Origin of the sequence: Thermus thermophilus (assembly GCF_019974155.1) — a bacterium.
GTDB classification, from domain to species: Bacteria; Deinococcota; Deinococci; order Deinococcales; family Thermaceae; genus Thermus; species Thermus thermophilus_C.
The window spans coordinates 788,125-814,651 of record NZ_AP025158.1 but is presented as its reverse complement, the minus strand read 5'-3'; the positions used below and the strand labels follow the sequence as shown (position 1 = coordinate 814,651).

The following is a 26,527-nucleotide window of genomic DNA, read 5'->3' as shown; positions in this document are numbered from 1 at the left end:
CAGAACTTCATCGGCTCCCTCCGAAGACGTCCAGCCTCAGGTAGACCCCCTCGGGGGCGAAGAGGCTCGGCCCGAACTGGTAGCCCAAGGAGAGCCAGAGGGGGCTAAAGCGCAGGGTGCCCTCCACGGAGAAGCTTAGGCTCCCCGCCCCGGTGGCGGGCTGGAAGGTGTAGGCGGCCCCGCCCCCAAGGCCCAGAAGCTCCGTGGGGAAGAGGGTGGCGTAAAGCCCGAGGGCGTAGGTGGCCCCCTCTGGGTCAGGGAAGGGGTAGCGGTAGCCGAAGGCCGGGCGCACGGAGAAGGCGAGGGAAGGGGCGTAGGCGGCGGAAAGCTGCCCCTCCAGAAGGCCCGTCTCCGTGGCGTAGCGGTGGTAGGTGAGGAGGGAGAGGACCGGGGAGCGGAGGGCGTAGGCCAGGCTGAAGCGCCCCTTCACCTCGGGGAGGAGGGAGAGGGCGAAGTCCAGGCCCAGGGTGTTCTCGGGGTCCAGGCTCCCCGCCGCCCCGCCCCGGAGGGTGAGCTTGGGGCCGAGGGCCCCTTCCACCCCGAAGGTGGCCACCAGGCCCTCCCGGGCGTAGCGGAGGCCGAGGCTTCCCCCAAGCTCCCCCTGCCCCCCGGAGAAGGCGTAGAGGGCGTAAAGGCCCAGGTTCGCCGAGAGGTTTTCCGTGAGGGGAAGGGGGGCCTCCAGGCCGAAGCGGGCGCGGTTCCCCTCCCCGCTCGCCGTGGGGAGCTGGTAGGAGAGGGCCAGGTTGGCGCTCCCCAGGCGCTGGCGCAGGCCAAAGGCCCCCTGCAGGCCCTCCCCCCAGAGGTAGGCCAGGCTTCCCTCCGCCTCCAGGGCTTCCCCTAAGGGCCAGAGGAGGTCCAGGCGGGTCTCCTGCCCGCCGGAGAGGAGGGAAGCGTGGGAGAGGCCGAAGCGGGCCCGGCCCTCCTGGTAGGCGGCCCGGCCCAGGAGGTAAAGGCTTCCCTCCCGCCAGGCGTAGCCCGCCCCCAGGCCGAAGCGGAGGCCCTGGGCGAGCTTCGCCTCGTAGACGAGCCCGGTGCGGGCGGGGGTGGTGTGCTCCAGGGCCACCGCCCCGAAGCCCAGGTCGTAGGCCGCCCGGAAGGCCCCCTGCACCTCCCCGCCCTCCTCGTAGGCCAGGTTGCCCCGGGCCTCCAGGGGCCCCTCCCTCAGGGCGGCGGAGAGGCCGAAGCGCCACTTCCCCGCGAAGGTGGCCTCGAGGCCCACCCCGCTTCCCCCTTCCCCGTAGGCCAAGGAGGCCCCCAGGGCGTAGCCCTGGGAGGCGAAGCCCTGGAGGTCCAGGCGCAGGTACCCCCCAAGCCCGAAGCGCCAGGGGCCCGACTGGTAGGCCGCCTGGGCCCCCAGGGCGAGCTCCTCCCGGGGGGCGGAGAGGGGAGCGTACTCCGCCACGAGGCGCACCGGGGCGAACCCGGGGGTGAAGGGGGCGAGGGGCCTTGCCAAGACGATCTCCCCGCTCAGGAAGTCGTAGGTGTAGTCCACCCCGGCCTCCAGGGCCCTGGTCCTTCCCCCCTCCACCAGGAAGAGGCGGAGGGAGCCCGGGGCGGGGCTTCCGGAGAGCCGGTAGAAGGCGGTGCCGTCGGGGACGATCTCCTCCCGCACCTGGCCTTTGGGGAGGAGGGCCAGGAAGGCCTCCACCCTGGCGTCGCCCCGGGTGGCGAGGCGGAGGGCGGTGGCCTCCCCAAGGCCCGGGGCCAGGGGGCCCCGCTCGTAGGCGAGGGTGTACTCCGGGGTGGTGTAGCGCAGGGCCACGGGGTCGTCCGAGGCCAGGGGGCGCCGGGCCTCCTCCCCCGAGCCGGTGACGGGGAAGAAGCCCGCCTCGGGGGCCTTGGAAAGCCCTCCCGTGGTGTCCAGGGCCCCCTGGAGGAAGCCCCCTTCCAGGGGGGTTTCCACGTAGCCCCGGGCGAGGCCGAAGAAGCGGGGCCTTCCCTCCTCGGGGTCGTAGGCCACGCCCACGCTCCCCTGGGCGAGCCAAAGGGCCTCCTGGGAGCCCCCGGCGAAGAGGCGGAAGGACCTCTCCAGCTCGTTGAAGCGGGCCCGGAGGCGCACCTCCTGGGGGGTGAGGAGGGGCCTAAGCATCACCGTCCCCACCCCGTCCCGCAGGAGCACCTGGTAGCCGGGCTCCAGGGGGCTCGCGTCCGGGGCCACGGGCTCGGGGGTGGCCTCGAGGGTGGCGAAGCCGAAGCCCGTGGGGAGGCCCATCCCGTCCACCGCCTTCAGGCGGAACTCCAGGGGGGTGCGCCCGTCCGCCCTGAGGCGCACGGGCTCGAGGACGAGGTCCTTGGGGGCCCCGGGCCGGAAGACCTCCACCTTGTCGTAGAAGCCCGGGCCTTCCACCTCAATGACGTTCCTGCCGGGGAGGAGGGGCACCCCGTAGTAGGCCAGGCGCTGCACCTTGCGCCCCTCGTCGTACTGGGCCTCCCCGAGGAGGCGGCTTTCCACCTCAACGCCGTTCACCCGCACGGCGATGGGCCCGAGGGGAGCCTCAATCTTCAAGGCCACGGCCTCCTGCTGCACGATGGCCCCGTCCATGGGCTCCTGGATGAGCCCCTTGCGCTTGGCGGAGAGGGGCTTGGCCCGCTCGTAGTCCCTTAGGCGGAGTTCCCCTTTTAGAGGAAGCTCCCGGTCCAGGCGGAGGAGGGTGAGGGCGGGCTCGGGGAGGGGCGGCAGGGCCCGGGTGTGGAGGAGGGTGAGGGTCAGGAGGCCTTCCCGGGCGAAGGGGAGGCGCCAGACCAGGGTGCCGTCCGGGAGGACCCTCGGCTCCTCCACGGGCCTCCCGTCCAGCCGGGCGGAGCCTGGGCTGTACTCCGCCCCTTCCGGGGGCCTGAAGCCCAGGAGGAGGGCGTCCCCTTCCCCCTCCACCCGGAAGGGCAGGCGCACCACCGAGACCCGCTCGGGGGCGAAGAGGGGAAGGACGGCCACCTTGGCCTTGACGGGGAAGGCGGCGGGGGTCTCCCCGAGGAAGGCGGAAAGCCCGTTTTCCAGCTCGCCCACGGCCTCGGCCCGGAAGGGAAGGGCGAAGGTCCTCTCCTCCCCCGCCTCCAGGGCCACCCGCTCGCTCCAGGGGGCCATGCCGAGGCCCTGGCCCGGGATGTCCTTGAGCTCCACCTCCACCCGGTGGTCCGCGGGGTTCCTCACCCGGAGGCGGAAGACCCCCTGGCTTCCCTCCAGGAGGCGCGGGGGGTCGGCCTCCTTCCCCAGGAGGAGAAGCCGCCTCTCCAGGGCCACCTCCGCCCGCAGGGTCTCCGTGGGGGTGCGCAGGGTGGCGGCGCAGGTGCCCTCCGCCTCGGGCCCCAGGAGGACCCGGGCCCGGTAGGTGTGGAGGGCCCCTTCCCCGGGCTTGAGGTAGCCCTCAAAGCGGGTGGGCCCCAGGGGGCTCAGCCAGTCGGGGCAGGCGTCCTCCAGGACGTAGCGCATGGGGGCCTCGCCCCGGTTCTCCACCCGGAGGGCGAGGGCCACCTCCTCCCCGGGCAGGTAGATCCGGTGGGGGAGGCTCCGCTCCAGGTGGGCCTTGGGCCTGAGGACCCGCACCTCCGCCTCGGCCTTTTCCCCGGTGGAAAGCTCGGCCCGGTTCACCAGGGTCCCTTGGGCCTCGAGGGGCACGGGGAAGGCGAACTCGTAGCTCCGCCCCTCCTTGGCCTTCAGGAAGACCTCCCGCCGCTCCTCCCCTCCCAGGAAGCGGTCCAGGAGGAGGGCCCTGCCTTCCTCGTCCCCCTCGTTCACCACGGTGACGCGGAAGCGGGCCACCCCTCCGGCCTCCACCTCGGGGGTGAGGGCCTCCTTGGTGAGGCGGAAGGTGGCAGGGCGGACCACCACCACCCTTCCCTCCGCCCTAAGCCCCCAGGGGGCGAGGAGGCCTTGGAGGGCGTAGGTCCCCTCCTTCTCCGCCAGGAAGCGCACCTTGAGGGGGAAGGGGCGGTCCTTGGTGAGGGGCCCCTGGGCCCTGGGGGCGCCCAGGGGGGCGAGCCCTTCCGGCAGGGCCAAGGAGAGCTCGGCGGGGAGGAGGCCCGGGTAAGGGGTGGTGGCGGTGAGGACCACCTCCCCCTCCTCGCCCACCCGCAGGTAGACCTCCTCGGGGGCGAGGCTCAGGGCCACCTCGGGTAGGAGGCGCACCAGGACCTCCTGCCGCTTTCCGGGGAGGACCTCCACCTCCTTGGGGGCCTCCACCCGGGCCCCTTCGGCGAGCACGGCCAGGGGGTAGCGGCCCTGGGGCAGGGCCAGGGTCTTTTCCCCGTCCACGGGGGCCTCGAGGTCCCCAAGGCGGAGGGTGGCCTTGGCGGGGAGGTCGCCGCCGGGCAGGGCCACCACCACCCGGAAGCGCACCTCTCCCTGCGGGGGTCTTTCGGGCTCGGGGGGCTTGGGAAGGCGGACCACGAAGGCCACCTCCCCCCCGGGGCAACCCACCCTCACCCGGTCCCCCTCTGCGAAGACCGCCCCCCGGGCCTCCACCCGGAGGAGGCTTGCCCCCTCGGGGAGGAGGGGCCGGAAGACCCGGTCCTTCGCCTCCACGGGGACGGAGAGAGGCCTGCCCTCCTCGTCCACCACCCGCGCCCGGGCCTCCCCTGAGGGGACGGCCTTCAGCACCCCGTTCTCCAAGGAGGTGCAGGCCCCCACCCGGAAGGCCACGGTGTTGGAGTACTGCCTGGCCGTGGGGGGTTGGGTGAAGCCGAAGATGGCGAGGCCCGGTCGCTTGGTGTAGGCGATCCACTCTCGGTCCCCGGAAACGGGGCGCTCTTCCACGGAGCCGTCCCCGTAGCGCACCCGGGCGCGAAGCTCCTCGGGGCCGTCTTCGTCGTAGAAGGCCACCTCCAGGGGGCCTTCGGAGTAGACGCTAAAGGGCTCCACCCAGACCCAGCCCCGCTCGTCCGGAAGAAGGCGCAGGGTGGTGGTCTGGGTGGAGACGTCAAGGATGAGCTGGGGCCTAGGGTCTAGGAAGAACCCGAAGTTCGGGGCCTCCACGCGGAGGACGAAGGCGTTTTTGCCGTTTCCGAGAAACTCGCTCTGGAAGAGGTAGACCCCCGCCTCCACCTCCCCCTCAAAGAAGCCGGCCCAGCGGTGGGGCTCCACCCCGAAGGCCATCTCCCGGAGGAGCTTCCCGTCCTTGTAGAGGCGGAAGGTGGCCTTAAGCTCCCCCTTCCCACCGTCGTAGCGCTCGTCCCCTAGCTCCGGTTTCCCGAGAAGGGCGCTCCGGTAGTCCGTGGGGTCAAACCCCGGGGAGAAGAGGTCCAGCCGAGCCCTTCCCTTCTCCGGGATCGCGAGCCAGATCTCCAGGGTGTGGGTTTCCCAGCCCACCCCGTCCCCCACCACCGTGGCCTTGAGTTCCCGGACCACGGGCTGGGCCAGGGCGGAGAGGAGGAGGAGAAAGAGGGCCAAAGTCCGCTTCATGGGTACCTCCAGCGCACCTCGGGGTCGGACATGAAGGGCCTGTCCAGGGTGTACTCGTAAAGCAGGACCTCCTCCCCGCCGAAGCGGGCGAAGGTGAAGGTCTTCTCCGTGCCGTCGGGCAGGGGGTCGCGCACGGTGAGCTCCTCCAGGGGCTCCTGGGAGCGGAGGATGAGGACCACCCGGAAGCCCCCTTCCACGGGAAGGAGGCGCTTTTCCAGGGTGAGGGGTCCAAAGCGCAGGGTGGTCTCCCGGTAGGCCTCCACGAACCCCTTGGGGGCCTTAAGGGGGAAGTCCGAGACGCTAAGCCCCTGCACCCGCACCCCGTGGCGGTACCCCTCCCCCAGGGCCTCGGGGTGGGGGAGGGGCGGGAAGGGGGCGGAGGCGGGGTCCAGCATCACCTGCCACACCCCGGGGTCCAGGTCCCGGAAGGCGTAGCGGCCCTCCCGGTCCGTGAGGGCCTGCCAGCCGTTGGCCAGGACCACCCGGGCCCCGGGCACGGGGATATCGGTTCCGGGCTCGTAGCGCCCGTTCTCGTTCACGTCCAGGTAGACCCGCCCCAGCAACACCCCCCGCTCCAGGCCCAGGGTTCCAAGCCGCGCCCGCACCTGGGCCCGGGCCTGGACCTGGGCGGTGGCCGCCCCTTGGGTGCTCAGGCCCTGGGCCTCGGCCACGTTGAGCAAGGTGGCGGGGGCCCCGGGGAGGACCCGCATGCGGTACTCCAGGCAGAAGCTCTCCTTGGGGCCCAGGGTGAGGGTCCAGCGCAGGGAGGCCCCTTCCCTCACGGGCTCCAGGGGGCCCAGGCTTCCCCCGCACCGCCCTCCCCGGGCGCTTCCCTCCAGGTAGGCCAGGTGGGGGTCGGGGGTGTCCTTTAGGCGCACCTCCAGGGGGGTGGAAGCGGGGTTGGTGACCCTTAGGGTGTAGGTGAGGACGTCCCCCGGGGCGGCCTCCTCGGGGCGCACCCGCTTTTCCAGGGCCAGGTTCACGGAGAGCACGGGGTGGGACACCTCGTTGGACACCAGGGGGTTAGGGGTGGCCTCGGAGGTGAGGGTGAAGCGGTTCTGGAGGAGGGTGTCGTCCGGGGTGTCCGCCTTCACCCGCACCCGCACCCACAGGCGGGTCTCCCCCAGGGGCAGGGGGTCCAGAAGGAAGACCACGGCGTGGCGTTCCGGGTCGTAGCTTCCCCCGCTGGCCTCGAGGAACTCCACCCAGGAAGGCAAGCGGTCCTCCACCCGGGCCTTGAGAGGGGCGAAGCGGTTTTCCACCACCAGGGTGTAGGTGAGGAGGTCCCCCGCCTTCAGGGTGGTCCCCGGGGCGGGGTCCGCCTCTTTGCGGAGGGAAAGGGCGCCTTGGGGAAGGACCTCCAGGCGGTCTCTGGTGCGGTTCTCCCCGCCCCCCGCCAGGGAGACCGCCACCAGGGTGGCCTCGAGGACCCCCGCCTCCCTGGGGTCAAAGCAGGCCAGGAAGTCCAGGCTCTCCCCCGGGCCCAGGGGGATGGGCTCGGGGAGGGGTGTCCCCTGGAGGGTGAGGAGGCGCACCGGGGCGCCCTCCACCCGGATGCGGTAGCGGTCCTGGGCGGTGCCCTCGTTGAGGAGGGTGTGGCGGAAGCAGTAGGGCTGGCCCGCAAGCCCCCGGGCCTCCTGCAGGTCGTCCCCGCTCCCCTCCCCCCCTGGCAGGGCCTTGGGGTTTCCCCCGGGGCCCAGGTGGTGGAGGTAGAGGGGAAGCACCTCCACCACCGCCACCCCTTCCGCCGGCCCCCCGGGGCCTTCCGCCAGGGCCCGGTTCTCCCGGGGCCCCGGGGAGGCGGTGGGAAGGGCCTCCACCCCGAAGGAGAGGGTGGCCTCCTCCCCGGGGAGGAGCCTCTCCAGCCGGAGCCGGACCCCGAGGGGGGAAGGGGGCTCCTCGGGGCGCCAGGAGGTGCCGTCAAAGAACTCCAGAGTCCCCTTGGGGGCCCGGGCGCTTCCCGGCACGTAGCGGAAGCCCTCCAGCCCCGCGAAGAGGTCGGTGAGGAGGATGGGCCCCCCGGCCTCCCCGGTTCCCAAGTTCCTCAGGGTGAGGGTGAAGGTGGCCCGCTCCCCGGGGAGGAGGGCGGCGGGGCTTACGGCCTTGGTGAGGAAAAGGCTGGGTTGGGGGATGGAGGAGGCCTCCACCCGGGCGTAGTTCTCCCCGTCCTCCTCCCCCCCGGAGCAGGTGGCCACGGGGCTGATGAAGAGGCTTCCCGAGGCGGTGGCGGGCACCTTCAGGGCCAGGACCAGGGCCACCTCTTCCCCCATATCCAGGGCCACCTCGGCCACCTCGGGCTCCCCGGGGTCGGGGAGGGCGTTGCCGTTTAGGTCCAGGTGGAAGCGCACCGCCTCGGGGGTCCAGGAGGAGGTTCCGTGGACGGCGTGCCCCAGGGCGAAGGTGTAGGGGGCGTTTCCCCCGTTCTTAAGGCGGTAGGGGAGGTAGACCCAGCCCCCCGGGGCGGCGCTCGCCCTCAGGCCCGGGGCCTCCGGGGTCCCGTCGGGAGAGAGGAGGGGGCGGCAGACCGCCTGGACCCGGGTTTCCGCCACGTTGGAGAGGTAGCGCTCCCCCGAGGCCTCCGCCGCCGCCTGGTTGCGGATCACCGTGCCCGCGGGGGTGAGGGCGAGGGCGAAGGAAAGGAGGAGGGGAAGGGCGAAGGTCATTCCCCAGATGCCTCTCCTTTCCCTTCGCGTCCTCATCCTTACCCCTCCTCCCGTCTTCATTCTTCACCTTCCCTGTGAAAACCTCGTCAAAAAGCGCCCTGCACCTGCACCTGGAGGGTGATGGTGATGCTGGCGGCCGGGGGCATGAGGTCGGCGTCGGTGATGTTGCCGTCCCCGTTCGTGTCCACGCCCACGTAGACCGAGCCGCCCGTGGGCACGGAGGTGGGGGCGCTCGTGCTCCAGGTGACGCCGTCCGTGGAGTAGAGGACGGTGTAGGTGCCGCTGAAGCCCGTGGCCGTGGCAGAGACGCTCACGAAGGTGGTGTAGGCGGGGATGGGGTCGGCGACGATCACCTTCTTGAGGTCCCCGGTGCCGATGTTCTCGGCGACGATGGTGTAGGTGAGGGTCTCCCCGGGGTAGGCCGTGGCCTTGTCCACGGACTTCTGGAGCCTGAGCTCCCCGCCCACGATGGTGGTGGTCTCCGTGGCGGTGTCCGTGGCCTCGTAGCTGTTGTCGGGGGTCCCCGTGGTCACGTCGCACTGGGCGGTCACCGTGTTCACGTCCACCCGGCCCACGGGCTCCCCGGCGGGCACCAGGACGCGGACGTAGATGGTCTGGGTGCCGCCGTTGGGCGCTGCATAAACGTCGGCCAGGGCGCCGTACCAGCTGGTGCCGTCCATGGAGTACTGGTAGGTCCAGCCGTGGCTCCCGCCGTCCCCGGAGATGTCGCAGTAGGCCGGGGCGTTGGAGTTGTTGAGGAGGGTGTGGGTGTAGGTGATGGTGCCCGGGCTCGTCACGGTGCCGGAGCGGTCGGGGTCCAGCTGGACCTGGGCCAGGAGGTTCACGTTGACCGTGGAGCTGATGGTGTCGGAGACCGTGCCCACCGTGGTGCTGGTGGCGGTGAAGGACACGGGGTTAGCCCCGGGAGCAGTCCCGCTAGGCACGCTCACCGCCGCCACGAAGCAGCGCTTCTGGTTGGGGTTGATCACGCCCGTGTTGGTCACGGGAGCGCCGTCGGGCGTGCCGTTGCAGTCCGTGTCCGGGTAGAAGACCGCGCTCCAGCCCGTGGGCACGCTGGCGGTGAGGGTGTAGTTGTCGGCGTTGTTCCCGGCGTTGTAGACCTCAACGGGGAAGTAGACCGTCTGGCCGGGGTTGGCGCTCTGGGCGGGTGGGTTGTCGTTGGTGGGGTCGCCGTCCCCAGCGAAGCCCTGTTGCGCCAGGTCCACCGCGTACCCCAGGAGCACCTGGCTCACCGTGTCCGTGGTGGTGTCCTGCTTGCTCGGGTCGTTCGCGCTGGTGGCGGTGACGGTGAGGTTCACGGGGCTCGTGCTGGTGTAGCTTCCCGGGATGGCGCACTTCAGGGCGAAGTCGTAGGTGCCGCCCGCGGGGATGGGGCCCACGGGGCCGGAGATGGGGGTGGTGAGGTCGTCCGCCACCAGCTGGCAGGCCCAGCCCGAAGGCGCCCCGGAGAAGCTCAGGGTGAAGCTGTCCGCGGCGTTCCCGGTGTTCTTCAGGGTGTGGCGGAAGACCACCGTGGTGCCGGAGTAGGCGCTGGCGATGGTCTGGGTGTCGCCGCTACGGGCCACGGTGTAGCCGCCCACGCTGTAGGAGCCGGAAGCCCCTGCCTCGGGGTACCCGTAGGGCCCCACGGCCACGTTGTGGCTCGCCCCCACGGTGTTGGTGGTGGTGTTGGTGGAGACGGTCTCGCCGGGGTCGTTGGCGTCCCCGTCGCCGTTGGCGTCAAACTGGACGGTGGCGTAGTTGGCGTAGCTCGTCCCGGCGCTGGCCGCGGGGGGCACCGTGGCGGTGAAGCTGAAGGTGTACCCGGCCCCCACGGGGAAGAAGGCCCCCGTGCCCTCAATGAGCATGCCGATCTTCACCGTGCCGTTTCCGGTGAGGGGGAGGGCCGAAGCGGTGAGGGTCTGCCAGCCTGCGCCGCTGTCGTAGATGATGCTCACCGTGCCCGCGCCCGCCGAGCCCGTGGGCATGGTGTTCACAATGAGGCCCGTGGGGATGGTGTCGGCGATGAGGATGCCCGTCTTGGACGTGCCGTCCACCGTCACCGGGATGCCGTAGGCCGGGCTTCCGCCCACGTTCTGGCCGCTGATGGTGTAGGTGATGGTGCCTCCGGGGCTTGCGCTGCCCGCGGGGCTTGCCGCCTTGCTGGCGGTGAGGGCGGCCAGGGTCGTGGCCACGGCCCGGGCCCAGTTGTTGTTGTCGGTGATGGGGCTAGGGGCGGCGTCGGTGCCCACGAGGTTCAGGTTCCCGTACTGCCCGCTCGTGGCGCTCGCGGGAATCGTGGCCACCACCAGGACGCAGGCGCTTTCGCCCATGCCCAGGGTGAGACTCGTGATGGGCGTGGTCTCCCCGGCGTCCAGGGTGCCGTTGCAGTTGGTGTCCCGGTAGATGGTGGGGCTTAAAAGGTTAAAGTCGTCCGCGGTGCCCTGGGCGGTGGAGAGGTTGATGGTGTCGGTGCCGTTGCCGTTGTTGGTCACCACGTAGTTGAAGACCACCTGCCCCCCGGGAAGGGCGTTTTTGGTCTGGCCCGGGGAAGCCTCGGTGCCGTCTGGCGTGATGGTGAAGGCGTAGACCTGCTGGACGATGGTGGTCACCAGGTTGGACGTGGTGGTGCGGAGCTGGTTCGCCGAGTCAATGTAGCTCGCCGAGGCCTGGTTCTGGATGGCCGTGCCCGCCGGGGTCATGGCGTAGGCCAGCCCCAGAACCAGGGCTACCAGAAGACCGATAAGACCTGCTCTTTTCATGCTCTAACCTCCTCTTACCTCACGATGGTCCTGAGGCTCACCATAACCTTGGTCCCCTTGGGAAGAAGGGGGATGAGCCAGCGCGCGTGGGTGTACTCCTCGGGCTTGACCTCAACCTCCTTCTCCACCTCCTTTCCGTTTTCCACCACCCGGATCCGCTTCTTGAGGGGGGGCTTGCCGAAGGTCTTCCCCCCGTCAAAGCTGAACTCGGGCGGCACGGCCGTCCCTCCCACCTGCAGGGGCTTGGCGCTCCCCTCCAGGTAGTAGGTCTCCTTGGGGATGGGGATGACGAGGGCCACCTGGCGGAGGTCGCCCTGGGCGCGGTTTTCCGCCACCAGGCGCCACTCCAGCACGTCCCCCGGCTTCACCGCCAGGGGGTTCTCCTCGTAAACCTCCTTGCCCTCCGCCACCTTGACCAAGTAGGCCCTCAGGTCCAGGGTGAGGGCCTGGGCCAGGGCCAAGGAGGCCAGGAGCAAGACCGCTAAACCAAGAACACGCTTCCGCCTCATGCCGTGAGCATAATAAACATGCCCGTGTGAAAACCGTGTGAAACCCCCCCCAGCGCCAGACCCCGCCCTCCCCCTGGCCATCTCCCTCGGGGACAGGCTCAGGGACCGCCCGGACCCCAGGCAGTAGGCCGAGGAAGGCTCCGGCCCTTCCCGCGAAGCCGGGTTCAGATGCCTTCGTGTGCTACCTCATAGCTCCACCCCGGCCATCCTGAGAAGCACCCGGCTACGTATGAGGTTGTGAACGAGCGTCAGCGGAGCTACGGCAGACTTGACCGTTATACCGCATAGAGCCCCAGGAACCTGAGGGCGGAGAGGGGATGGAAGGAGAAGGTCTCCAGGGCCGCCTTCTTCTTCCGCACCCCCCTGCGGTACAGCAGGGACACCAGAAAGGCCCGGAGGACCGCCAAGACTTGCGCCCCCACGCCCCGCACCTGGCAGGCGTCCTCAAGGTAGCTTCGCTGACCATGTAGGAGGACGTCCCGTACCCAAAAGGACCGGTTCTCCACCTCCCACCGGGAAAGGAGAAGCTCCCCAAGCCGCCTCGCGTCCGCCTCCTCGGCTCCCAAGCTGGTGAGGGCGTAGCTCACTGTCCGCCGCACCTCCCCCGTCCCCTTGTGCACCACCTCCCGCTCCACCCGCACCACCTGTCGGCACCCGGGAAAGGCCAAGAGCGCATCCGGCAGATAAGGGGAAGCCCAGACCCGGTAGGTCCACACCTCCCCGTCCCGCACCACCTCCCAAGCTGACTCCGTCTCCCCGGGAAGCCGCCTTTCCTCCATCCCCTTGAATACCTCCAGAGCCCACTCCAGCAGTTCCCCCTGGTTGGCCTTCAGAACGAAGAGGTATGCCCCCCTTTTTCCACCACCTTCCCCGCCACCTCCGGGTACAGGTACCCCGCGTCCCCCACCACTACCTTCCCTTTGAGCCCCTCCGCCCCCAGGCGGTCCAGGAGCTCCAAAAGTGCTTGGTCCTCCCTCCCCTCCACCCGGGCCTGGGCCAGGGTGGTCTTGAGGTGCAGGGCCAGGACCTCCACGAGCCTGACCTGGGGGCTCTTCCCCTTGCCGCTTCCCCGGAGGTGCTTCCCGTCCACCACCAGGACCCCTCCCAGGTCCACCTCGGGGAAGACCTGGAGGAGGGCCTCCTGGAGCTTCTTTGGGTCCAGACGGTGAAGGAGGAGGGTGAGGATGGTGTGGCCCGGGGGGTTGCGCAGGCCCAGGTGGGGCAAGAGGTGAGGGTTGGCCCGGGCGAAACGTTCCACGCCGCGCAGGGAGTCCACGCGGGCGAGAAAGGCCACCAAGATGAGGGCCAACAAGCCCCACAAGGGATACCGCCGGTTGCGGGCCCTGGGGTCGGGGACTTGGGACAAGGCCTCGCGTAGGGTCATGCCTCCTCTTTACCCTAAGGCCGCATATCGGTCAAGTCTGGGGGCCCACCCCCACAGCGGCCTCAGGGAGGTCCAAGCCGTGAATCCGGTGGCCGTGGGCCAGGGGGATGGGTTTGGTCACGGGCGAGGCCCGTAGCTTGGGGTCCACCACCTGCAGAAGACCTTGCCCTCCGGAGAGCCTTATGGCCAGGTGAGCCAACAACTCCTGAGCCTTCTGAAGGACCCGGTAGAAGCGGGAGAGGTGGGGGAGGGAGGGGAAGTAGGCCTTGAGGGTGGTCTTGGCGGCCAGGTAGCCTTTGGCGAGGTCCTGGCCTTGCAACAGGAGGGTCACGGCCGAAGGCCGTATCTTGCAGATGGCGAGGGTCAAGAGCTCGGCCAGGGTAGCTTTCTGGTGCTTTTGCTTTGGGGGGAGCTTGAATCCTTGGGCCTGCAGGGCTTTCAGTTCGTCATCTACCCAGACGTAGATAGCCACGAGAAGGGTTTCTGCGTCAAGATAGTAAAGGGGGTGCTCACGATTTTGCTGCATAGCACCCCCTCTTTTTTCACACCCCGAGGGTCCAGATCAAGTAGCACACGAAGGAATGCAAAAGGCCGCTATGACACGGGAAAGCATAGCGGCCACTATTTTTGGGTTAAGGTTACGCCTCCCGGTGGAGCCGCTCGTAGAGGGGCCCTAGGTCCTCGGGGCGGAAGCGGGCGGTGTGGCCCTTGGGGGGCACGGGCTCCTCGTAGAAGAAGGCGGGCAAGCGGTCGTCCTCGTGGGTGAAGCCCGCCAGGTGGTTGAAGCGGTGCTCCAGGCGCAAGACCCCTTCCCCGAGCTCCCGCCAGAAGGCGGGGGTAAAGGCGGTGCCCAAAGCGGCGTTCACGCTCTCCACCACGAAGGCCACCTCCTTGTTGGTCACGCTCCCCCCGAAGACGCAAAGGCCTAGGCTGTCGTTGGCTGCGGCGTTCACCTGGGCGGTGTAGCTCGCCTCCAGGATCTCCTCCGGCTTCATGGCCCGGGTCTCCAAACGGGGGGCGTTTCCCGCCGTGTGGTCCGCCCCCTGGGCGGTGACCATCATGGTGATCCCCGTGGCCTCCACCACCCGGGGGTCGTAGGCGGAGATGGCCTGGCGCTTGATCACGGGGACCCGCTTAAGCCCCAGGGCCTCCCCCACCCGGGCCGTGCCCTGGGCAAGGAAGCGGGCCTCCTCGGAAGGGGTGTAGAGGGCCTTGAGCTTCCCCTCCATGAAGGCGTAGTCCCCCCAGGGGGCGAGGCCCTTCTCCATGAGGAGGGCCAAGGTGGCCCCGGTCTCAATGGTGTCTATGCCCAGGTCGTTGGCCAGGCGGTTCAGCCGGGCGAGGGCATCGGGGTCGTTTAGGCCGCAGTTGGTGCCGAGAAGCCCGATGGTCTCGTACTCCAGGGGGGAGACCACCTCCTCGCCCTTCTCGTCCACGATGACGTTGGAGCACTGGATGACGCATCCCGGCATGCAGGCGTGGGTGTGCTTGCCGCCCCGGGCCTTGTTGAGGGGGGCGATGTACTGCCCCCCCATGCGGAACTCCTCCGGGGGGGCCAGGCGCCCTTCGCGGAAGTTGCGCACGGGAAGCCCCCCGAAGGCGTTCTGGAAGTCGGCCATGCCCATGGTGCCGATGGCGTTGTAAAACTGCATGACCAGGGGGTCTTCCCTTAGGAGCCTGGCGTAGCGGCGGATGGCCTCGGCCACCTTGGGCTTGTCCACAACCTCGGCCTTCCCCGGCACCTCCACCACGATGGCCTTCACCCGCTTCCGCCCCATCACCGCCCCCACGCCTCCCCGGGCGGCGAGGCGGGAGGGCCGGCCGTCTATGTCGGAGAAGGCGATGCCGGAAAGGAGGCCCAGGTACTCCCCCACAGGGCCTAGGAGGGCGAAGGCGATCCGCTGCCCGTAGGCGGCGAAAAGCCGCTTGGCCGCCTGGAAGTTCCCGAGGCCCAGGAGGTCCTGGGCGGGGTCAAAGTGGACCTCCCCGGACCGGGTGAGGCGGAGGACCACCCACTCGGGGCTTTCCCCCTCCAGCACCAGGTGGGCGAGCTTCAGCTGGCCCAGGGCGTAGCCGAAGGTGCCCCCGCCGTTCGCCTCCTTGATGCCGAGGGTGAGGGGGCTACGGGTGCCCACGCTGGTGCGGTTGGCGTTGGAAAACCCCGTCCCCGCCAAGGGCCCCACGGCGAAGACCAGGGGGTTTTCCGGGGAGAGGGGGTCAACGCGGTAGGCCTCCCGCTCCAAAAGGAGCTGCCCCGTGCGGTAGCGCCCGCCAAGGGCCACCTCCTCGGGCGGAACCTCCTGCCAGTAAGCCTTCCTCGCCTTCAGGTCAACCCGCAAAGACCGCCACACCGTCCACCTCCGGGCGGAAAAAGGTCCTCTTCCCACGATACCAGCCCGGGGCTTTGGGAGGCACACGCCCCCAGTCCAAAATCTCCGTGGGGCGGCCCTCGGGATCACCATCTCCTCGTAGGCCCGCACCGGGCGGGCGATGGCGTGGTCCTCCAAGCGGTAGCGCGCGGGCTCTGCGGAGCCCCCAGGGAAAAGGGCCAGGGCCCCCGCCGCCAGAGCGCCTTTGAGGACATCCCTTCGCCTCCGGCCTCAGGCTAGGGGGAGGTCAGAGGGAAGCCAAGAGGAAGGCCTCCCCTCGAGGCCCCAGGCCCCTCTCCTTGCCCTTGGCCTCCACCATCACGTCGGCCGGGGCGGGCAAGGCGGCAAGCAGGCGCTCCCAGTCGGGCTCCGCCACCCGGAAGGCGTGGGCCCCGGGGCGCTTGTTGGGGTCCTGGCTTGCCAGGTGCACCTTGGGCCGCCCCCGCCAGGTGGGAAAGGCGAGGCGGAAGGCCTCCTCCAGGGAGAGCCTCCCCGGGTTTAGGGCGTGGTGAAGGGTGTCCACCACCACCGGCACCCCCAGGGCCTCCGCCGCCTCCAGGGCCTCCTCCACGTTCCAGAGCCTCTCGTCGTTCTCCAGGGCCAGGTAGCGCAGGACCTCCCCCTCCCCCCGGAGGTTTTCCACGAAGCGGCGGAGGGCCCTCCCCTTCTCCCCGTAGGCCCCGCCCAGGTGGAGGACCAAGACCCCGTCCTCTGCCCCGAGGAGGGAGAGAAGGCGGGCGGAGTAGCGGAGCTCCATTAGGGAGCGCTCCACCACCTTGGGGTCTTGGCTTCCCGGGTTCACGTAGGGCCCAGGGTGCATGGAAAGCCGCTGGCCGAGGGCACGGGCCAGGGCCCCGAGGCGCCCCAAGGCCTCCTTGTGGGCCTTCTCCCAGTCGTAGGGAAAGAGGGGGTGGGAGGCGAAGGGGATGAGGTGTTGGCCGATGCGGAAGAGGGCGAAGCCGTGTTCGGCGTTGAAGCGGAGGACCCTTTCCAGGTCCTTCAGGTTTTCCGCCACCTTCTCCCGCACCCTCTCCTCGGTGAGGTGGGCGAGGCGCAGGGTGCGGTTGGTGGTGGCCTTCAGGGTGAGGTTCTCGCAGGGGTAGCCCAGGCGGATCACCGGAGAAGCCTCGCCTCTAGGTAGACCTCCACCTCGTCCCGGACCTCGAGGAAGAGGAACCTCGGCCGCTCCAGGCCCCACTGGGAAAAGCGGGTGGTGAAGCGCCCCGAGAAGCGGTACCCCCCTCCCTCCTCCCTAAGCTCCCCAAGGACCCTCACGGGAAGCCTTTTCCCCGCCATCTCCAGCTCCCCCTCCACCACGAACCCGGAGCCTTCCCGGTAGGCCCTTTGGGGGTAGAGGCAGGCCTCGGGGTGGGCCTCGGCCTTCAGGATCTTCCGCGCCTTCTCGTCCCGCTCGGCGTTCCCCGAGTCCCAGGCCGCCTGCTTTAGGCAGACCTTTCCCGAGGCCTTCTCCCGCCCGTCCCAAAGCACCTCCCCCCGGGCCGTGGGGTTCACCCCCTCCCAGCTTCCCAAGGGGTAGTACCCCCGGTAGCGGGCCACCCCCTCCACCGCCAGGGGGGCCTGGGCCTGGGCCAGGAGGAGGAAGGCGAGGAGGAAAGCCCGCCTCACGGCCCACCCCCTCCCGAGGGGGAGAAGCGCCAGCGCTCCCCCAAGGTGGCGTAGTCCCGGAAGCCCAGGAAGAGGATGGGCCTGAGCCTGGCCTCGGGGCTTCCCTCCACGTGGACCACGTCCCCCAGGAAGAGGGCGTGGTCCCCGTCCATGGGCCACTCCGTCACCTTCAGCTCAAACACCGCCAGGGCCTTTTCCGGGACCAGGGTGTGGGCGAGCCTCCGGGCAGGCCTCAGGGCCACCCCGAGCCTTTCCGCCTTCCGGCCCTTCCTCCCCGTGAGGTAGCCCGCCCGCACCACCCAGGCCCGCTCCTCCCAGGGGAGGAAGGAAAGGGCCGCCTCGGAGAGCTCCCGAAGGAGGCTTAGGGTGTGGTTCTTCCGGTCCACGGCGAGGAGGAAGCGGAAGGGGCTTTTGGAAACGGGGGTCCACCAGGCCATGGGCATGAAGTTCTCCCCCGAGGAGAGGAGGGCGAGGCGCATGGGGTAGAAGAAGCTCCGGTACATCTAGACCTCCAGAACCTGCGGGGGAGGGTCCTTGAGGACCCCCTCCAGGACCTTCCGGGCCGCCTCCTCCGGGGAGAGGGCCCCCTTGGGCGGCCCCCCGAGGGGGGCCCAAAGCCCCGTGGCCACGGCGGGAAGCCGCACCAGGACGAGGTGCACCCCTTCCCGAAGGAGCTCCTTTCGGGCGGCCTCGAGGTAGGCCTCGAGGGCCCCCTTGGCCGCGGCGTAGGCGGCGAAGCCGGGAACCTGGACGTACCGGGGGTAAGCCCCGAAGAAGACCGCCCTCGCCCCCCGCTGGAAGCGGGCGTGCTTCAGGAGGAAGGCCGCGGTGAGGAGGTGGGCGGCGAGCATCCCCTCCAAGAAGTCCCGCCCCGCCTCCCGCACGGAGGCCCGCCCCGCCTTCCCCACGGCGTGGACCAGGAGGTCCAAGGGCCCCACCTCCTCCAGGAGGGCCTTGGCCTCCAGCTCGTCGGCGAGGTCCGCGGGAAGCGCCCTGGCCCCAAGCTCCCGGGCAAGTTCCAAAAGCGCCCCGGCCCGCCTCCCCGAGAGGAAGAGCTCGTGCCCCTTAAAGGCCCGGGCAAAGGCGCCCCCCAGGCCTCCCGTGGCTCCGGCGATGAGGACCCGCATGGCCTTCAGGCTAGGGCCTGGGGCGGCTTTGGTTTGTAGGGCAGGGAGAAAAGGGCTCCTCTCACCCCGCCCCACCTCGCGGTGGCGCATGGGCGGCTTCGGCCTCGCGGACGATGGCCCGGGCCAGGTCGCTGAAGATGCGCCGGTGGATGGGGTAAAGGGCCCACCAGTAGAGGAAGCCCGTGAGGCCCTTGGGCTCAAAGTAGGCGGTCTGGAGGAGGAGGCTTCCCCCCTCCTCCTCCCGGGCCTCCCACTCCAGCCAGGCCCGCCCGGGCAGGCGCATCTCCGCCCTTAGGCGGAGGAGCCTCGGGGGCTCCACCGCCTCCACCCGCCAGAAGTCCACCGCCTCCCCGGGGAGGAGCTCGGTGGGGTGGCGCCTCCCCCGCCTCAGGCCCGGCCCCCCGAGGAGGCGGTCCAGAAGGCCCCTCAAGGCCCAGGCCCAGTTCCAGACGAGCCAGCCCCTCTCCCCTCCCAAGGAGGCGAAGCTCCGGAAGAGGGCCTCCGGAGAGGCCTTGGCGCGGAGGGCGCGGACCTCGCGGATGAGGCCCTCCCGGTCCTCGAGGCGGAACCCCCCGCCGTAAAGCGCCCCCGACCAGCGGGTCTCCACCTCCCCCAGGGCGATCCTCTCCAGGGCGAGCTCCACCGCCTTGCGGTAGGGGATGGGCGAGACCTCGGGGAAAAGGGCCCGGGCCCGGGCGGTGTCCGCCACCAGGGGGTGGAGGATCCCCTCCACCAAGGGGAGGGCAAGCCGGTTGGGAATGGGGGTGACGAGGCCCACCCAGAGGGCGGCAAGCCTCGGGGCGAGGACGGGGACGGGGACGGGGAGGATGACCCGCTTAAGCCCCCGCACCTCGGCGTAAGTCTCCATCATGGCCTTGAAGGAGAGGGGTTCCGCCCCGATCTCCACCACCCCGGAAGGCCCCCTCTCCAGGGCCAGGAGGAGGTAGGCCAGCACGTCGCGGACGGCGATGGGGGAGACGGGGTTCAGCACCCAGCGGGGGGCCAGCATGACGGGCAGGCGCTCCGTGAGGTAGCGGACCATCTCAAAGCTCGCCGAGCCCGAGCCTACGATGGGCCCCGCCCGGAACTCCGTGGCGGGAAGGTTCGCCCTCAGCACCTCCCCCACAAGGGCCCGGCTTCGCAGGTGGGGGGAGGGCTTCCCCTCCTTGGGCAGGAGGCCCCCGAGGTAGACCACGTGCGCAAGGCCCGCCTCGCGGCCCACCCGGGCGAAGGCCTCCGCCTGGCGGCGCTCCGCCTCCTGGAAGGCCCTCTCCGAGAGCATGGCGTGGACCAGGTAGTAGGCGGCCTCCACCCCCTCCAGGGCCCGCCTCAAGGCCTCCTCGTCCTCCAGGCTCCCCTGGACCACCTCCACCCCCTTGGCCCAGGGCCTTCCTGCAAGCCGCGCCCCGTCCCGCACCAGGACCCGCACCTCGTGCCCCCGCTCCAGGAGGCGGGGCACGAGCCTCCCCCCCACGTACCCCGTGGCCCCCGTGACCAGGACGCGCACGCCCCAAGCCTACACCCCTATTCCCCCGGGAAAAGGGCGGTAGGCCAAGGTCTTGCCGGAAAAGAGGCGCTACCCTGGCCCCCGTGCGGGCTTTGGTGGTGGGGGCGGGGATCGGGGGGCTCGTGGCGGCCCGGGCCCTGCAGAAGGCCGGGCTAGAGGTGCTGGTCCTCGAGGCCCACACCTACCCGGGGGGCCTCGCCGGAACCTTCACCCACAGGGGGCACCGCTTGGACGCCGGGGCCACCCTGCTTTCCGGCTTCGCTCCCGGGGCCCCCCTGGCCCTGGCGGCCGAGGCCCTGGGGATGCGCTTCCCCCTGGAGCCCCTCCCTGAGGGCTTTCCCCTCCTCGAGGTCCACCTGCCCCGGGGAAGGGTGGTGCGGCCCGTGGGGCGGGAGGCGGAGCGGGAGGCCCAGCGGGACTTCTTCGGACCCCGGGTCCTCCCCTTCTGGCGCTGGCAGGAGGAGAGGGCCAAGGCCCTCCTCCGCCTCGCTCCCCGCCTCCCCTGGCCCCCCGAGAGGGAGGAGCTTCCCCGCCTCCTCGCCCTCGTGCCCGGGCTTCTCCCCCTCCTCCCCGACCTCTTCTTGAAGGCGGTCCACCGGGCCCCTCAGGACCCCCACTTCCTCCGCTTCCTGGACGCCCAGCTCCTCATCGCAAGCCAGGCGGAGGCGGGGCGCACCTACGCCCTCTACGCCGCTTTGGCCCTGGACCTCCCCCACATGGGCCCAGCCCTCGCCCCAGAAGGCGTGGGGCGGGTGGCGGAGGCCCTGGCGGAGGGCCTTCCCGTGCGCTACAAGGCCCGGGCGGAGAGGCTTCTCCTCCGGGAGGGGCGGGCCTTCGCCGTGGAGGTGGCCTACGGGGGAAGAAGGCGGGGGGAAAGGGAGGTGGTGGAGGCCGACCTTTTCGTCCTGGACGTCCCCCTCGCCCCCCTTCTCGGCCTTCCCCTCAAAGCGCCCAAGGACGCCTGGGGGGCCTTCGTGGTCCACGGGGTCCTGCCCTTTAGGGCCCCTCCCCCCTACTTCCGGCAAAACGCCAGGGAAAAGCCCTTCGCCTTCCTCTCCCTGCGCCCCGAGGGGGAGAAGACGGCCTTCGCCCTAAGCCTCCACACCCCCCTCGCCCTCTGGGAGGGGCTTTCCCGGGAGGAGTACGGAAGGCTCAAGGCCCGGTGGGGGGAGATGGCCCTACGCCTTGGGGAGGCCCTCCTCCCGGGGCTGAGGGAGGCGGAGTTCCTCCTCTTCGGCACCCCCAGGACCTACGCCCGCTTCGCCGGGCGGGCCTGGGTGGGGGGGTATCCCCAGACCCACCCCTTCCGCTTCCCCCGGGTGCGGCCCTTTCCCAACGTCTTCCGGGTGGGGGAAGGGGTCTTCCCGGGGCAGAGCGTCCCCGCGGCGGCCCTCTCCGGCCTCAGGGCGGCCCGCCTGGCCCTAGAAGCCCTAGGCCTTGCAGGTAGCGAAGGAGAAGCCCGGCCGTCCTTCCCTCCCTCTCCGTGAGGAGGTCCAGGTGGGTGAGGCCGGGGAGGACCTGGGCGCGGGCCTCTGTCCCCGGGAAGAGCTCCCCCAAAGGGAAGTCCTCCGCCCTCGGGTAGAGGCCCCGCCCGGCCCCCAAGGCGAGCACCGGGTAGGGCAGGGCCCGGGGCTTGAGGCCCCGGAGGACGTAGGGGTACCCCCCCACCTCCAGGAGGAGCCGGTAGGGGAAGTACCACTCGGAAAAGCCCGTCTCGGGGAGGGCGAAGGCCCTCAGGAAGGCCCTGGGGTCCGTGGCCTTCCCCGTGTCCCGCCAGGCGACAGGGCCCGCCCTCGGCCCCCGCACCGTGCGCACAAGCCGCCCCTGGAGGAGGCCCAAAAGGCTAAAGCCCTCCCTGGCCCAGGCCCGGCCCACGCCCACGCTGAAGACGGGAAGGAGGCTGTAGTCGTCGTCCACCCTTAGGAGGGCTAGGGCTTCCCGGGTGGCCCGGTAGGGCCCGAAGGGAAGGACTTCCTCGGGCCTTCTCGCCGCCAGGAAGGCCTCGGCCTCGGCCAGGGCGAGCGCCTTAGGCCCAAGGCCCAAAAACTCCACGACAGGGCTTCCCTCCCCCCGGAGAAAGGCCCGGTAGCCCACGAAGCGGCCAAAGGGGAGGTCTGTCCCTTCATAAAAGGCCTCCTCCGTGAGGCGCGCCACCCCGGGGGCCCCGTCCAGGAGGACGAGGCCGGAAAGCTTCTCCCCGTGGAGGAGGGCGTAAAGCCCGGCAAGGGCCGCCCCCAGGGAGTGGCCCCCGAGGACCACGGGGGCGCGCCTCCTGGCCTCCTCCACCGCCAGGTCCAGGTCCTTGAGGTGCACCTCCAGGCCCCAGGCCCTTAGGGGGGTGAGGTCGGGGAGGGGCATGCGCCGGTAGTAGGCCACGGGGTCCTCTTGGAGGAAGCCCCGGCGGTCCTCGAGGCCATTCGCTCGCCTCTCCCAGGCCCAGACCTCGAGGTCCGGGTCAAGGGCGCGCAGGTGCTCGGCCAACAGGGCGAAGTTGGTGCTCCCCCCGAGAAGCCCCGGCACCAGGAGGAGGGCCTTGGGCCTTGGGGCGGGGTAGACGAGGGCGTAGCTATGGTCCAGGTCGGGCCGCCCCGTGTCCGCCCCGGGGAGGGCCCGGTACTCCTGGCCTTGGGCCAGGAGGAGGGCGAGGGAAAAGGCCAAAAGCCGCCTCATGCCCCTCACCCTACCTCGGCGAGGACGAGGCCAATGAGGCCTAGCCTCCGGACCTCGGCCCGGAAGCCCGCCCCTTCCAAGAGGCGGAGGAGGGCTTCCGGGGAGGGGCGGAAAAGCCCGAGGGAGGCCCCGGGGCCGAGGAGGAGGAGGCCGAAAAGCCTCCCCCCAGGCCTTAGGACCCGCCTCGCCTCCCGGGCCGCCCCTTCGGGGTCCAGGAACTCGTTCCAGGTGGGCCCGATGGCCACGCCCCCAAAAGCCCCCTCCCGGAAGGGAAGCCTCTCCCCGTGGGCGAGGAGGTAGGCCCCCGGGCGGCGCTTCCGGGCCACCCTCAGGAAGGTGGGGGAAGGGTCCACCCCCACCATCCCCTCCCCCAGGGCCTCCCGGTAGACCCCGGTCCCCGTGCCCACGTCCAGAAAAGGCCCTCCCGTGGGAAGAAGCCACTCCCGGAGGAGGGCGAGCTCCCCGGCGAGGTCCAGGCGCCCCCCGGAGAGGAGGCCCGTGGAGCGGGTGCGCCAGAGGTCGTAGCCCAAGGCCACGGGGGGAAACCGGTTGACGAGGGCGAGGAGGGGCCTTTCCCGGAAGGCCCGGAGGTCCAGAAAGCCCCCCTTCCAGGGGAACGCCCGGCCACACCCGGGGCACCCCTCCTCGAGGAGGGGCCCCCGGCAGAAGGGGCAGGCGAGGAGGGGAGGGAGCCAAGGAGGAACCCCCTCCTCGGGAGGCCCCGGGAAGGGGGGCTTGGGAGCCTCAGCGGTTCCCACCGAGGGCGGTGGCGTCCACCACGGGGACCACGGTGAGGGTCCCCTCCTTGAGGCTCCCCACGGCGAAGACCGTGTAGACCTTGCCCGGCTCCAGCTCTACCCCGGGAAGGCTCAGGGCCACGGTGTCGGTGCCCGCCGCCCGGACCTCGAGGTCATAGGTCCCCGCGGCCACGGAGAGGTAGGGGCTCGCCTGGGGGAAGGGAAGGCCCGCGAAGAGCACGGGGCCCCCCTTCACCGCCACGTCCACCGCCGGGGCGTCGGGGGAGGCGTGGACCACCCGGATCCGGGCGTACCCCGCCCTGGGGAAGAAGCCGGCGAGGAGGTCCGTGTAGACCTGGGGCCGGATCTGGGCCAGGAAGCCCGTGGCGGCCACGGTGTAGTAGACCCCTTCCTTGAGGTCCAGCTCGGCGTCCATCACCACGGGGGCGTCCTGCCCCGCGGGCACCACTTGGACCCGGACCTTGGCGGCGGGGAGGGGGAGGTAAGGGGTGACCTCCTTGAAGGCCAGGCCGGTGATGGCCCGCTGCCCGTTCACCAGGACATCCACCGCCGGGGCGTCCGGGGAAAGGTGGGCCACCCGCACCATGGCCCCTTGGCCTAGGGCCAGACCCACCAAGCCCGTCAAAACCATAGCGAAAAACCCTCGTTTCATGCCTGTTCACCTCCAGGCCTTGAGCCTAGCCGGGAGGCCTCGGGAGAACCTGGGTTTGAACCACAAAAAACTTCCGAAAGTAGCCGGGCTTACGCTGCGTGGAAGCCCCTGGGTGCCGAGGTGCGCCTTGCGGCTGGATACGGAACGCCTCGTCCCCCCTCCTGGCTATGGACCCGTGCCCCATGCTCAGGACGCCCCCTTTCCCGGGGCCCTAAGGGCCGTCCTGCTAAGCGGCTGCACGTTGATTCCGCAACACGGGTGGCCCGAAATAAGGCTTGGGAAGGTCCTTTTGGGGCCCCCACCGCGGCGAAAGCCGCGGTGGGGTACTTAGACCCTGTGGGCCTCGAGGCCCTCCTTCCCACCTGCCTGCGGTGCGGATCCCCCTTCGTTTTCCAGGCGGCAGACGGGCCTAAGCCGCACCCCCAGGGCCGTCCCCAATAGGGCGAAGACTCCCCAGAGGGGGCCGTGGAGGCTGAAGGAGGCGGTACCCCCCAGGTAGGCCCCGATGTTGCACCCCCCGGCAAGCCGGGCCCCATAGCCCATGAGCACCCCGCCTAGGAAGACGCCCAGGTGGGTGCTCCAGGGAATTCGGCGAAGGTCCTTCAGACGTAGGCTTCCGCTTAGGGCCGCCCCTAGAAAGGCCCCCAGGAAGAGGCCGAAGTTGGTAACGCTGGTGGCGTCCCTCAGCACGCTCTCCTGCAGCCTCTCGGCGAAGGCGGGGTTGTGGAAGAGGGCCCAGTCCAGCACCGGGACCCCCAAGGCCTGGGCCAGCTTGCCCCCCCAGAGGGCGAAGGCCGCTGTCACCCCCCAGGGGCGGCCCTGGAGAAGGAGGAGAAGGAGGCTTCCCAGGGCCAGGAGAAAGGCCCCAGCGGCCAGGCTCCAGGGGCCGAAGAGGGGGTGGGTGGCCTCTTGGCGGAGGAGGGGCTCGAGCCTTCCCCGCCTCCTCCGCTCCACCTGGCTCACCCCCAGGTACAAGGCGGCGAGAAGCCCCATCCAGAGGGCAAGGCCCAGGTACGGGGAGGGGAACCAGGTGAGGGCGCTTCCCGGGGTCCAGGCGGGGAGGGCCTGCCAAAAGGGGAGGTGGTAGACCCCGAGGAGGGAGCCCGCCATGAAGCCCAGGAGCACTAAAAGCCCCCGGGTGTCCCCGCTTCCCGTGTGGTAGAGGGTCCCCGAGGCGCACCCGTCCCCAAGCTGCATGCCCACCCCGAAGAGGAAGGCCCCCACCGCCAGGGCCACCCCTAGGGGCACCAGGAAGCCCTGGACCGGGAGGCCGAAGGCCTCGCCCTCCTTCAGGAAGGGGAAGAAGAAGAGGGCCGTGAGGGCGAAGAGGAGGAAGTGGGCCCTTAGGAGGCGGCTTTCCCCGGTGAGGAGGAAGCGGCGGAACCCCGAGGCGAAGCCGAACTTGGCGTGAAAGAGGGTGAGCCCCAGGAGAACCGCCACCCAGAAGGCGAGGAGGAGCCGTGGGCCGGAGGTCTGGTAAACCAGGTGGGAAAGGACCGCAAAGCCGAGGGCGAAGAGCCCTAGGGCTAAGGGTTGGGGTCTCGCCGACCGCTCCATGCCCCCATATTACCCATGAGTCTAGTAAAGTCAAGGGTATAAGGTCCGCGCCGAGAAAAGGTTGATTCCGCAACACGGGTGGCCCGAAATAAGGCTTGGGAAGGTCCTTTTGGGGCCCCCACCGCGGTGAAAGCCGCGGTGGGGTACTTAAAACCCCAAGGGCACGGGCTCGGGGGAGAGGGGGCCAAGCCCGAGGCGGGCCTCGAGGTCCTGGAGGAGGCCCTGGGCCAGGCGGGCGATGCGCTCCACCTCCTTGGCCGAGGGCACGTCAAAGCCGTGGACCAGGAGGGCGCTGTTCCGCCCCTTGAGCACCCCGGCGAGGCCCCGAAGCTCCTCTAAGGGGATGCGGCCAAGCCCCTCGTCCCCCTTGAGGCGGAGGAAGGCGAGAAGGTCCAAAAGGCCGAGCTTGGGCGAAAGGCGCACCTCCTCGGGGTCCACCCCTAAAAGCTCCGCCAAAGCCCCCCGAAGGGCCTCCGCCTCCTCCGGGGAAAGCCCCGGGGCCTCGGCCCGCCTGCCGAGGCGGGCGAGCCTCTCTTGAAGGAGGAGTTCCAGGGCCCGGTAGGCGTAGAGGGCGGCCAGGACGGAGGCCTCCTCCTTGGCCCCCTGGGCGAGGTGGAGAAGGGTGCGGGCAAGGCCATAAACCCCCTCCCCCAGGGCGAAGTCCCGGGCCTTCAGGAAGCGGTCCACGGCCTCGAGGAGGGCCACCTGGGCCTCCAGGGCCTCCCTCCGGGCGTTCAAGGGGTGGTTCAGCCAGACGTTTTGGGAAAGCTGGCCGAGGAGTTTCCTCCCCGCCTTCAAGGCCTCCCCGAAGTCCAACGCCCGCCAGGCCCGGTACATCTCCGCCAGGAGGGCGTAGAGGGCGTAGGCCTGGTTCCCCGTCCTCCCCACCATGCCGCGGAAGTAGGCCGCCGCCTGGCCGAACTCCCCCTTCCCGTAGAGTTCCTTGGCGAAGAGGGCGTCCACCTCCGCCAGGGCCTCGTGGGGGTTGGGGAGGATGCGGAGCTTCTCCGTGCCCGCCCGGGGGCGGCGGAGCTCAGGGTCGTAGTCCTCGTTGTCCACGTAGACCACCCGCACCTTGGGGTAGAAGCGCTGGAAGAAGAAGCCCGCGGCGGCGAGCCCCGCGCTCATGGCCTTGGTGCCGCTGGTAAGGTCCAGGGCCACGGGCACCTCCGGGTGCTTCTCCAGAAGCCGCTTCACCTCCCGGTAGATGGCCTCCACGTCGCTCTTGCCGATCTCCACGGGGTAGAGGTCCTTCCCCGTGTCCTGGCGAAGCCTGGGGAGGAAGCGGGCGCTTTCCGGGGTGTGGAGCACATAGACCTGCTCCGCCCCCGTCCCCAAGATGGCCAGGGCCGTGGCCTCGGGGCTCGTGCCCAGGGTGTGAACGGACACGGCGAAGGCCTGGGGAGCGGGGTAAACCCGGGGCTTCTCCCGCCAGAGGGCGAGGAGGGCGGGCCAGACCATCTCCTGGTAGAGGGCCTGGGGGTTGCCCCCCGCCCGCACCGCCTCCCGGTACCGCTCCCAAAGGGTGTCAAGGTCCTCCATGCTTCA

16 protein-coding genes and 2 pseudogenes are annotated in these 26,527 nt (G+C 70.5%); 1 reads left to right on the top strand and 17 read right to left on the bottom strand.

The genetic code is table 11. From position 1 onward, the window contains the following. Positions 1-7: 7 nt before the first annotated feature. From TthTMY_RS11840 to TthTMY_RS04390, 12 genes and pseudogenes are all read right to left on the bottom strand, one after another. Positions 8-5,395 (bottom strand): hypothetical protein, encoded by a 5,388-nt coding sequence (locus TthTMY_RS11840; protein ID WP_267873999.1) that lies wholly within the window; start codon positions 5,393-5,395, stop codon positions 8-10. Then, positions 5,392-8,094, bottom strand: a complete 2,703-nt coding sequence (locus TthTMY_RS11835) for a hypothetical protein (protein WP_267873998.1) — start codon at positions 8,092-8,094, stop codon at positions 5,392-5,394. Before TthTMY_RS11835 ends, TthTMY_RS11840 begins: the two co-directional genes overlap by 4 nt. Positions 8,095-8,144: 50 nt before the next feature. Then, the gene (locus TthTMY_RS04440; protein ID WP_096412861.1) at positions 8,145-10,820 is read right to left on the bottom strand and encodes a DUF11 domain-containing protein; all 2,676 of its coding nucleotides are present in this window, start codon (positions 10,818-10,820) and stop codon (positions 8,145-8,147) included. Between the two features lie 14 nt (positions 10,821-10,834). Then, positions 10,835-11,329: a hypothetical protein gene (locus tag TthTMY_RS04435; RefSeq protein WP_172844689.1), complete on the bottom strand. Its 495-nt coding sequence runs from the start codon at positions 11,327-11,329 to the stop codon at positions 10,835-10,837. A gap of 275 nt (positions 11,330-11,604) precedes the next feature. Then, positions 11,605-12,713, bottom strand: a pseudogene (locus TthTMY_RS11940) (ISAs1 family transposase). A 40-nt stretch (positions 12,714-12,753) separates the two neighbouring features. Continuing rightward, positions 12,754-13,239 (bottom strand): annotated as a pseudogene (locus TthTMY_RS04420) (transposase); the annotation flags it as partial. A 112-nt stretch (positions 13,240-13,351) separates the two neighbouring features. Next, positions 13,352-15,064, bottom strand: a complete 1,713-nt coding sequence (locus TthTMY_RS04415; protein WP_096412855.1) for an aldehyde ferredoxin oxidoreductase C-terminal domain-containing protein — start codon at positions 15,062-15,064, stop codon at positions 13,352-13,354. A 265-nt stretch (positions 15,065-15,329) separates the two neighbouring features. Further along, positions 15,330-16,199, bottom strand: a complete 870-nt coding sequence (uvsE, locus tag TthTMY_RS04410; RefSeq protein WP_096412852.1) for a UV DNA damage repair endonuclease UvsE — start codon at positions 16,197-16,199, stop codon at positions 15,330-15,332. Beyond that, the gene (locus tag TthTMY_RS04405; RefSeq protein WP_096412849.1) at positions 16,196-16,708 is read right to left on the bottom strand and encodes a YceI family protein; all 513 of its coding nucleotides are present in this window, start codon (positions 16,706-16,708) and stop codon (positions 16,196-16,198) included. The genes uvsE and TthTMY_RS04405 overlap by 4 nt, the downstream gene beginning before the upstream one ends. Continuing rightward, a complete protein-coding gene (locus TthTMY_RS04400) occupies positions 16,705-17,211 on the bottom strand; it encodes a flavin reductase family protein (RefSeq protein ID WP_096412845.1) in 507 nt (168 codons plus the stop codon). Before TthTMY_RS04400 ends, TthTMY_RS04405 begins: the two co-directional genes overlap by 4 nt. Beyond that, on the bottom strand, positions 17,212-17,835 hold the full coding sequence (locus TthTMY_RS04395) for an SDR family NAD(P)-dependent oxidoreductase (RefSeq protein ID WP_223903465.1): 624 nt from the start codon (positions 17,833-17,835) through the stop codon (positions 17,212-17,214). A 61-nt stretch (positions 17,836-17,896) separates the two neighbouring features. Beyond that, positions 17,897-19,342 carry an SDR family oxidoreductase gene (locus tag TthTMY_RS04390; protein WP_223903464.1) on the bottom strand — a complete coding sequence of 482 codons (1,446 nt, stop codon included), beginning with the start codon at positions 19,340-19,342 and terminating at the stop codon, positions 17,897-17,899. Between the two features lie 83 nt (positions 19,343-19,425). On the opposite strand from TthTMY_RS04390, the gene TthTMY_RS04385 reads away from it, so the two are divergent. Further along, complete coding sequence (locus tag TthTMY_RS04385; RefSeq protein WP_096412842.1) at positions 19,426-20,829, top strand: phytoene desaturase family protein; 1,404 nt, start codon at positions 19,426-19,428, stop codon at positions 20,827-20,829. On the opposite strand, the gene TthTMY_RS04380 is transcribed toward TthTMY_RS04385, so the two are convergent. The 5 genes from TthTMY_RS04380 to csm6 form a co-directional block, all read right to left on the bottom strand. After that, positions 20,744-22,012, bottom strand: a complete 1,269-nt coding sequence (locus TthTMY_RS04380) for an alpha/beta fold hydrolase (protein ID WP_172844688.1) — start codon at positions 22,010-22,012, stop codon at positions 20,744-20,746. The two genes, TthTMY_RS04385 and TthTMY_RS04380, sit on opposite strands and share 86 nt — an antisense overlap. Positions 22,013-22,017: 5 nt before the next feature. Continuing rightward, complete coding sequence (locus tag TthTMY_RS04375; RefSeq protein WP_096412837.1) at positions 22,018-22,770, bottom strand: methyltransferase domain-containing protein; 753 nt, start codon at positions 22,768-22,770, stop codon at positions 22,018-22,020. Further along, entirely contained in the window at positions 22,757-23,422 is a 666-nt protein-coding gene (locus TthTMY_RS04370; RefSeq protein ID WP_096412833.1) for a DUF4397 domain-containing protein, read from the bottom strand. The genes TthTMY_RS04375 and TthTMY_RS04370 overlap by 14 nt, the downstream gene beginning before the upstream one ends. Before the next feature lie 327 nt (positions 23,423-23,749). Beyond that, positions 23,750-24,979, bottom strand: a complete 1,230-nt coding sequence (locus TthTMY_RS04365) for a YeeE/YedE family protein (RefSeq protein ID WP_096412829.1) — start codon at positions 24,977-24,979, stop codon at positions 23,750-23,752. A gap of 147 nt (positions 24,980-25,126) precedes the next feature. Next, positions 25,127-26,521 (bottom strand): type III-A CRISPR-associated protein Csm6, encoded by a 1,395-nt coding sequence (gene csm6, locus TthTMY_RS04360; RefSeq protein ID WP_096412826.1) that lies wholly within the window; start codon positions 26,519-26,521, stop codon positions 25,127-25,129. Between the last annotated feature and the right edge of the window lie 6 nt (positions 26,522-26,527).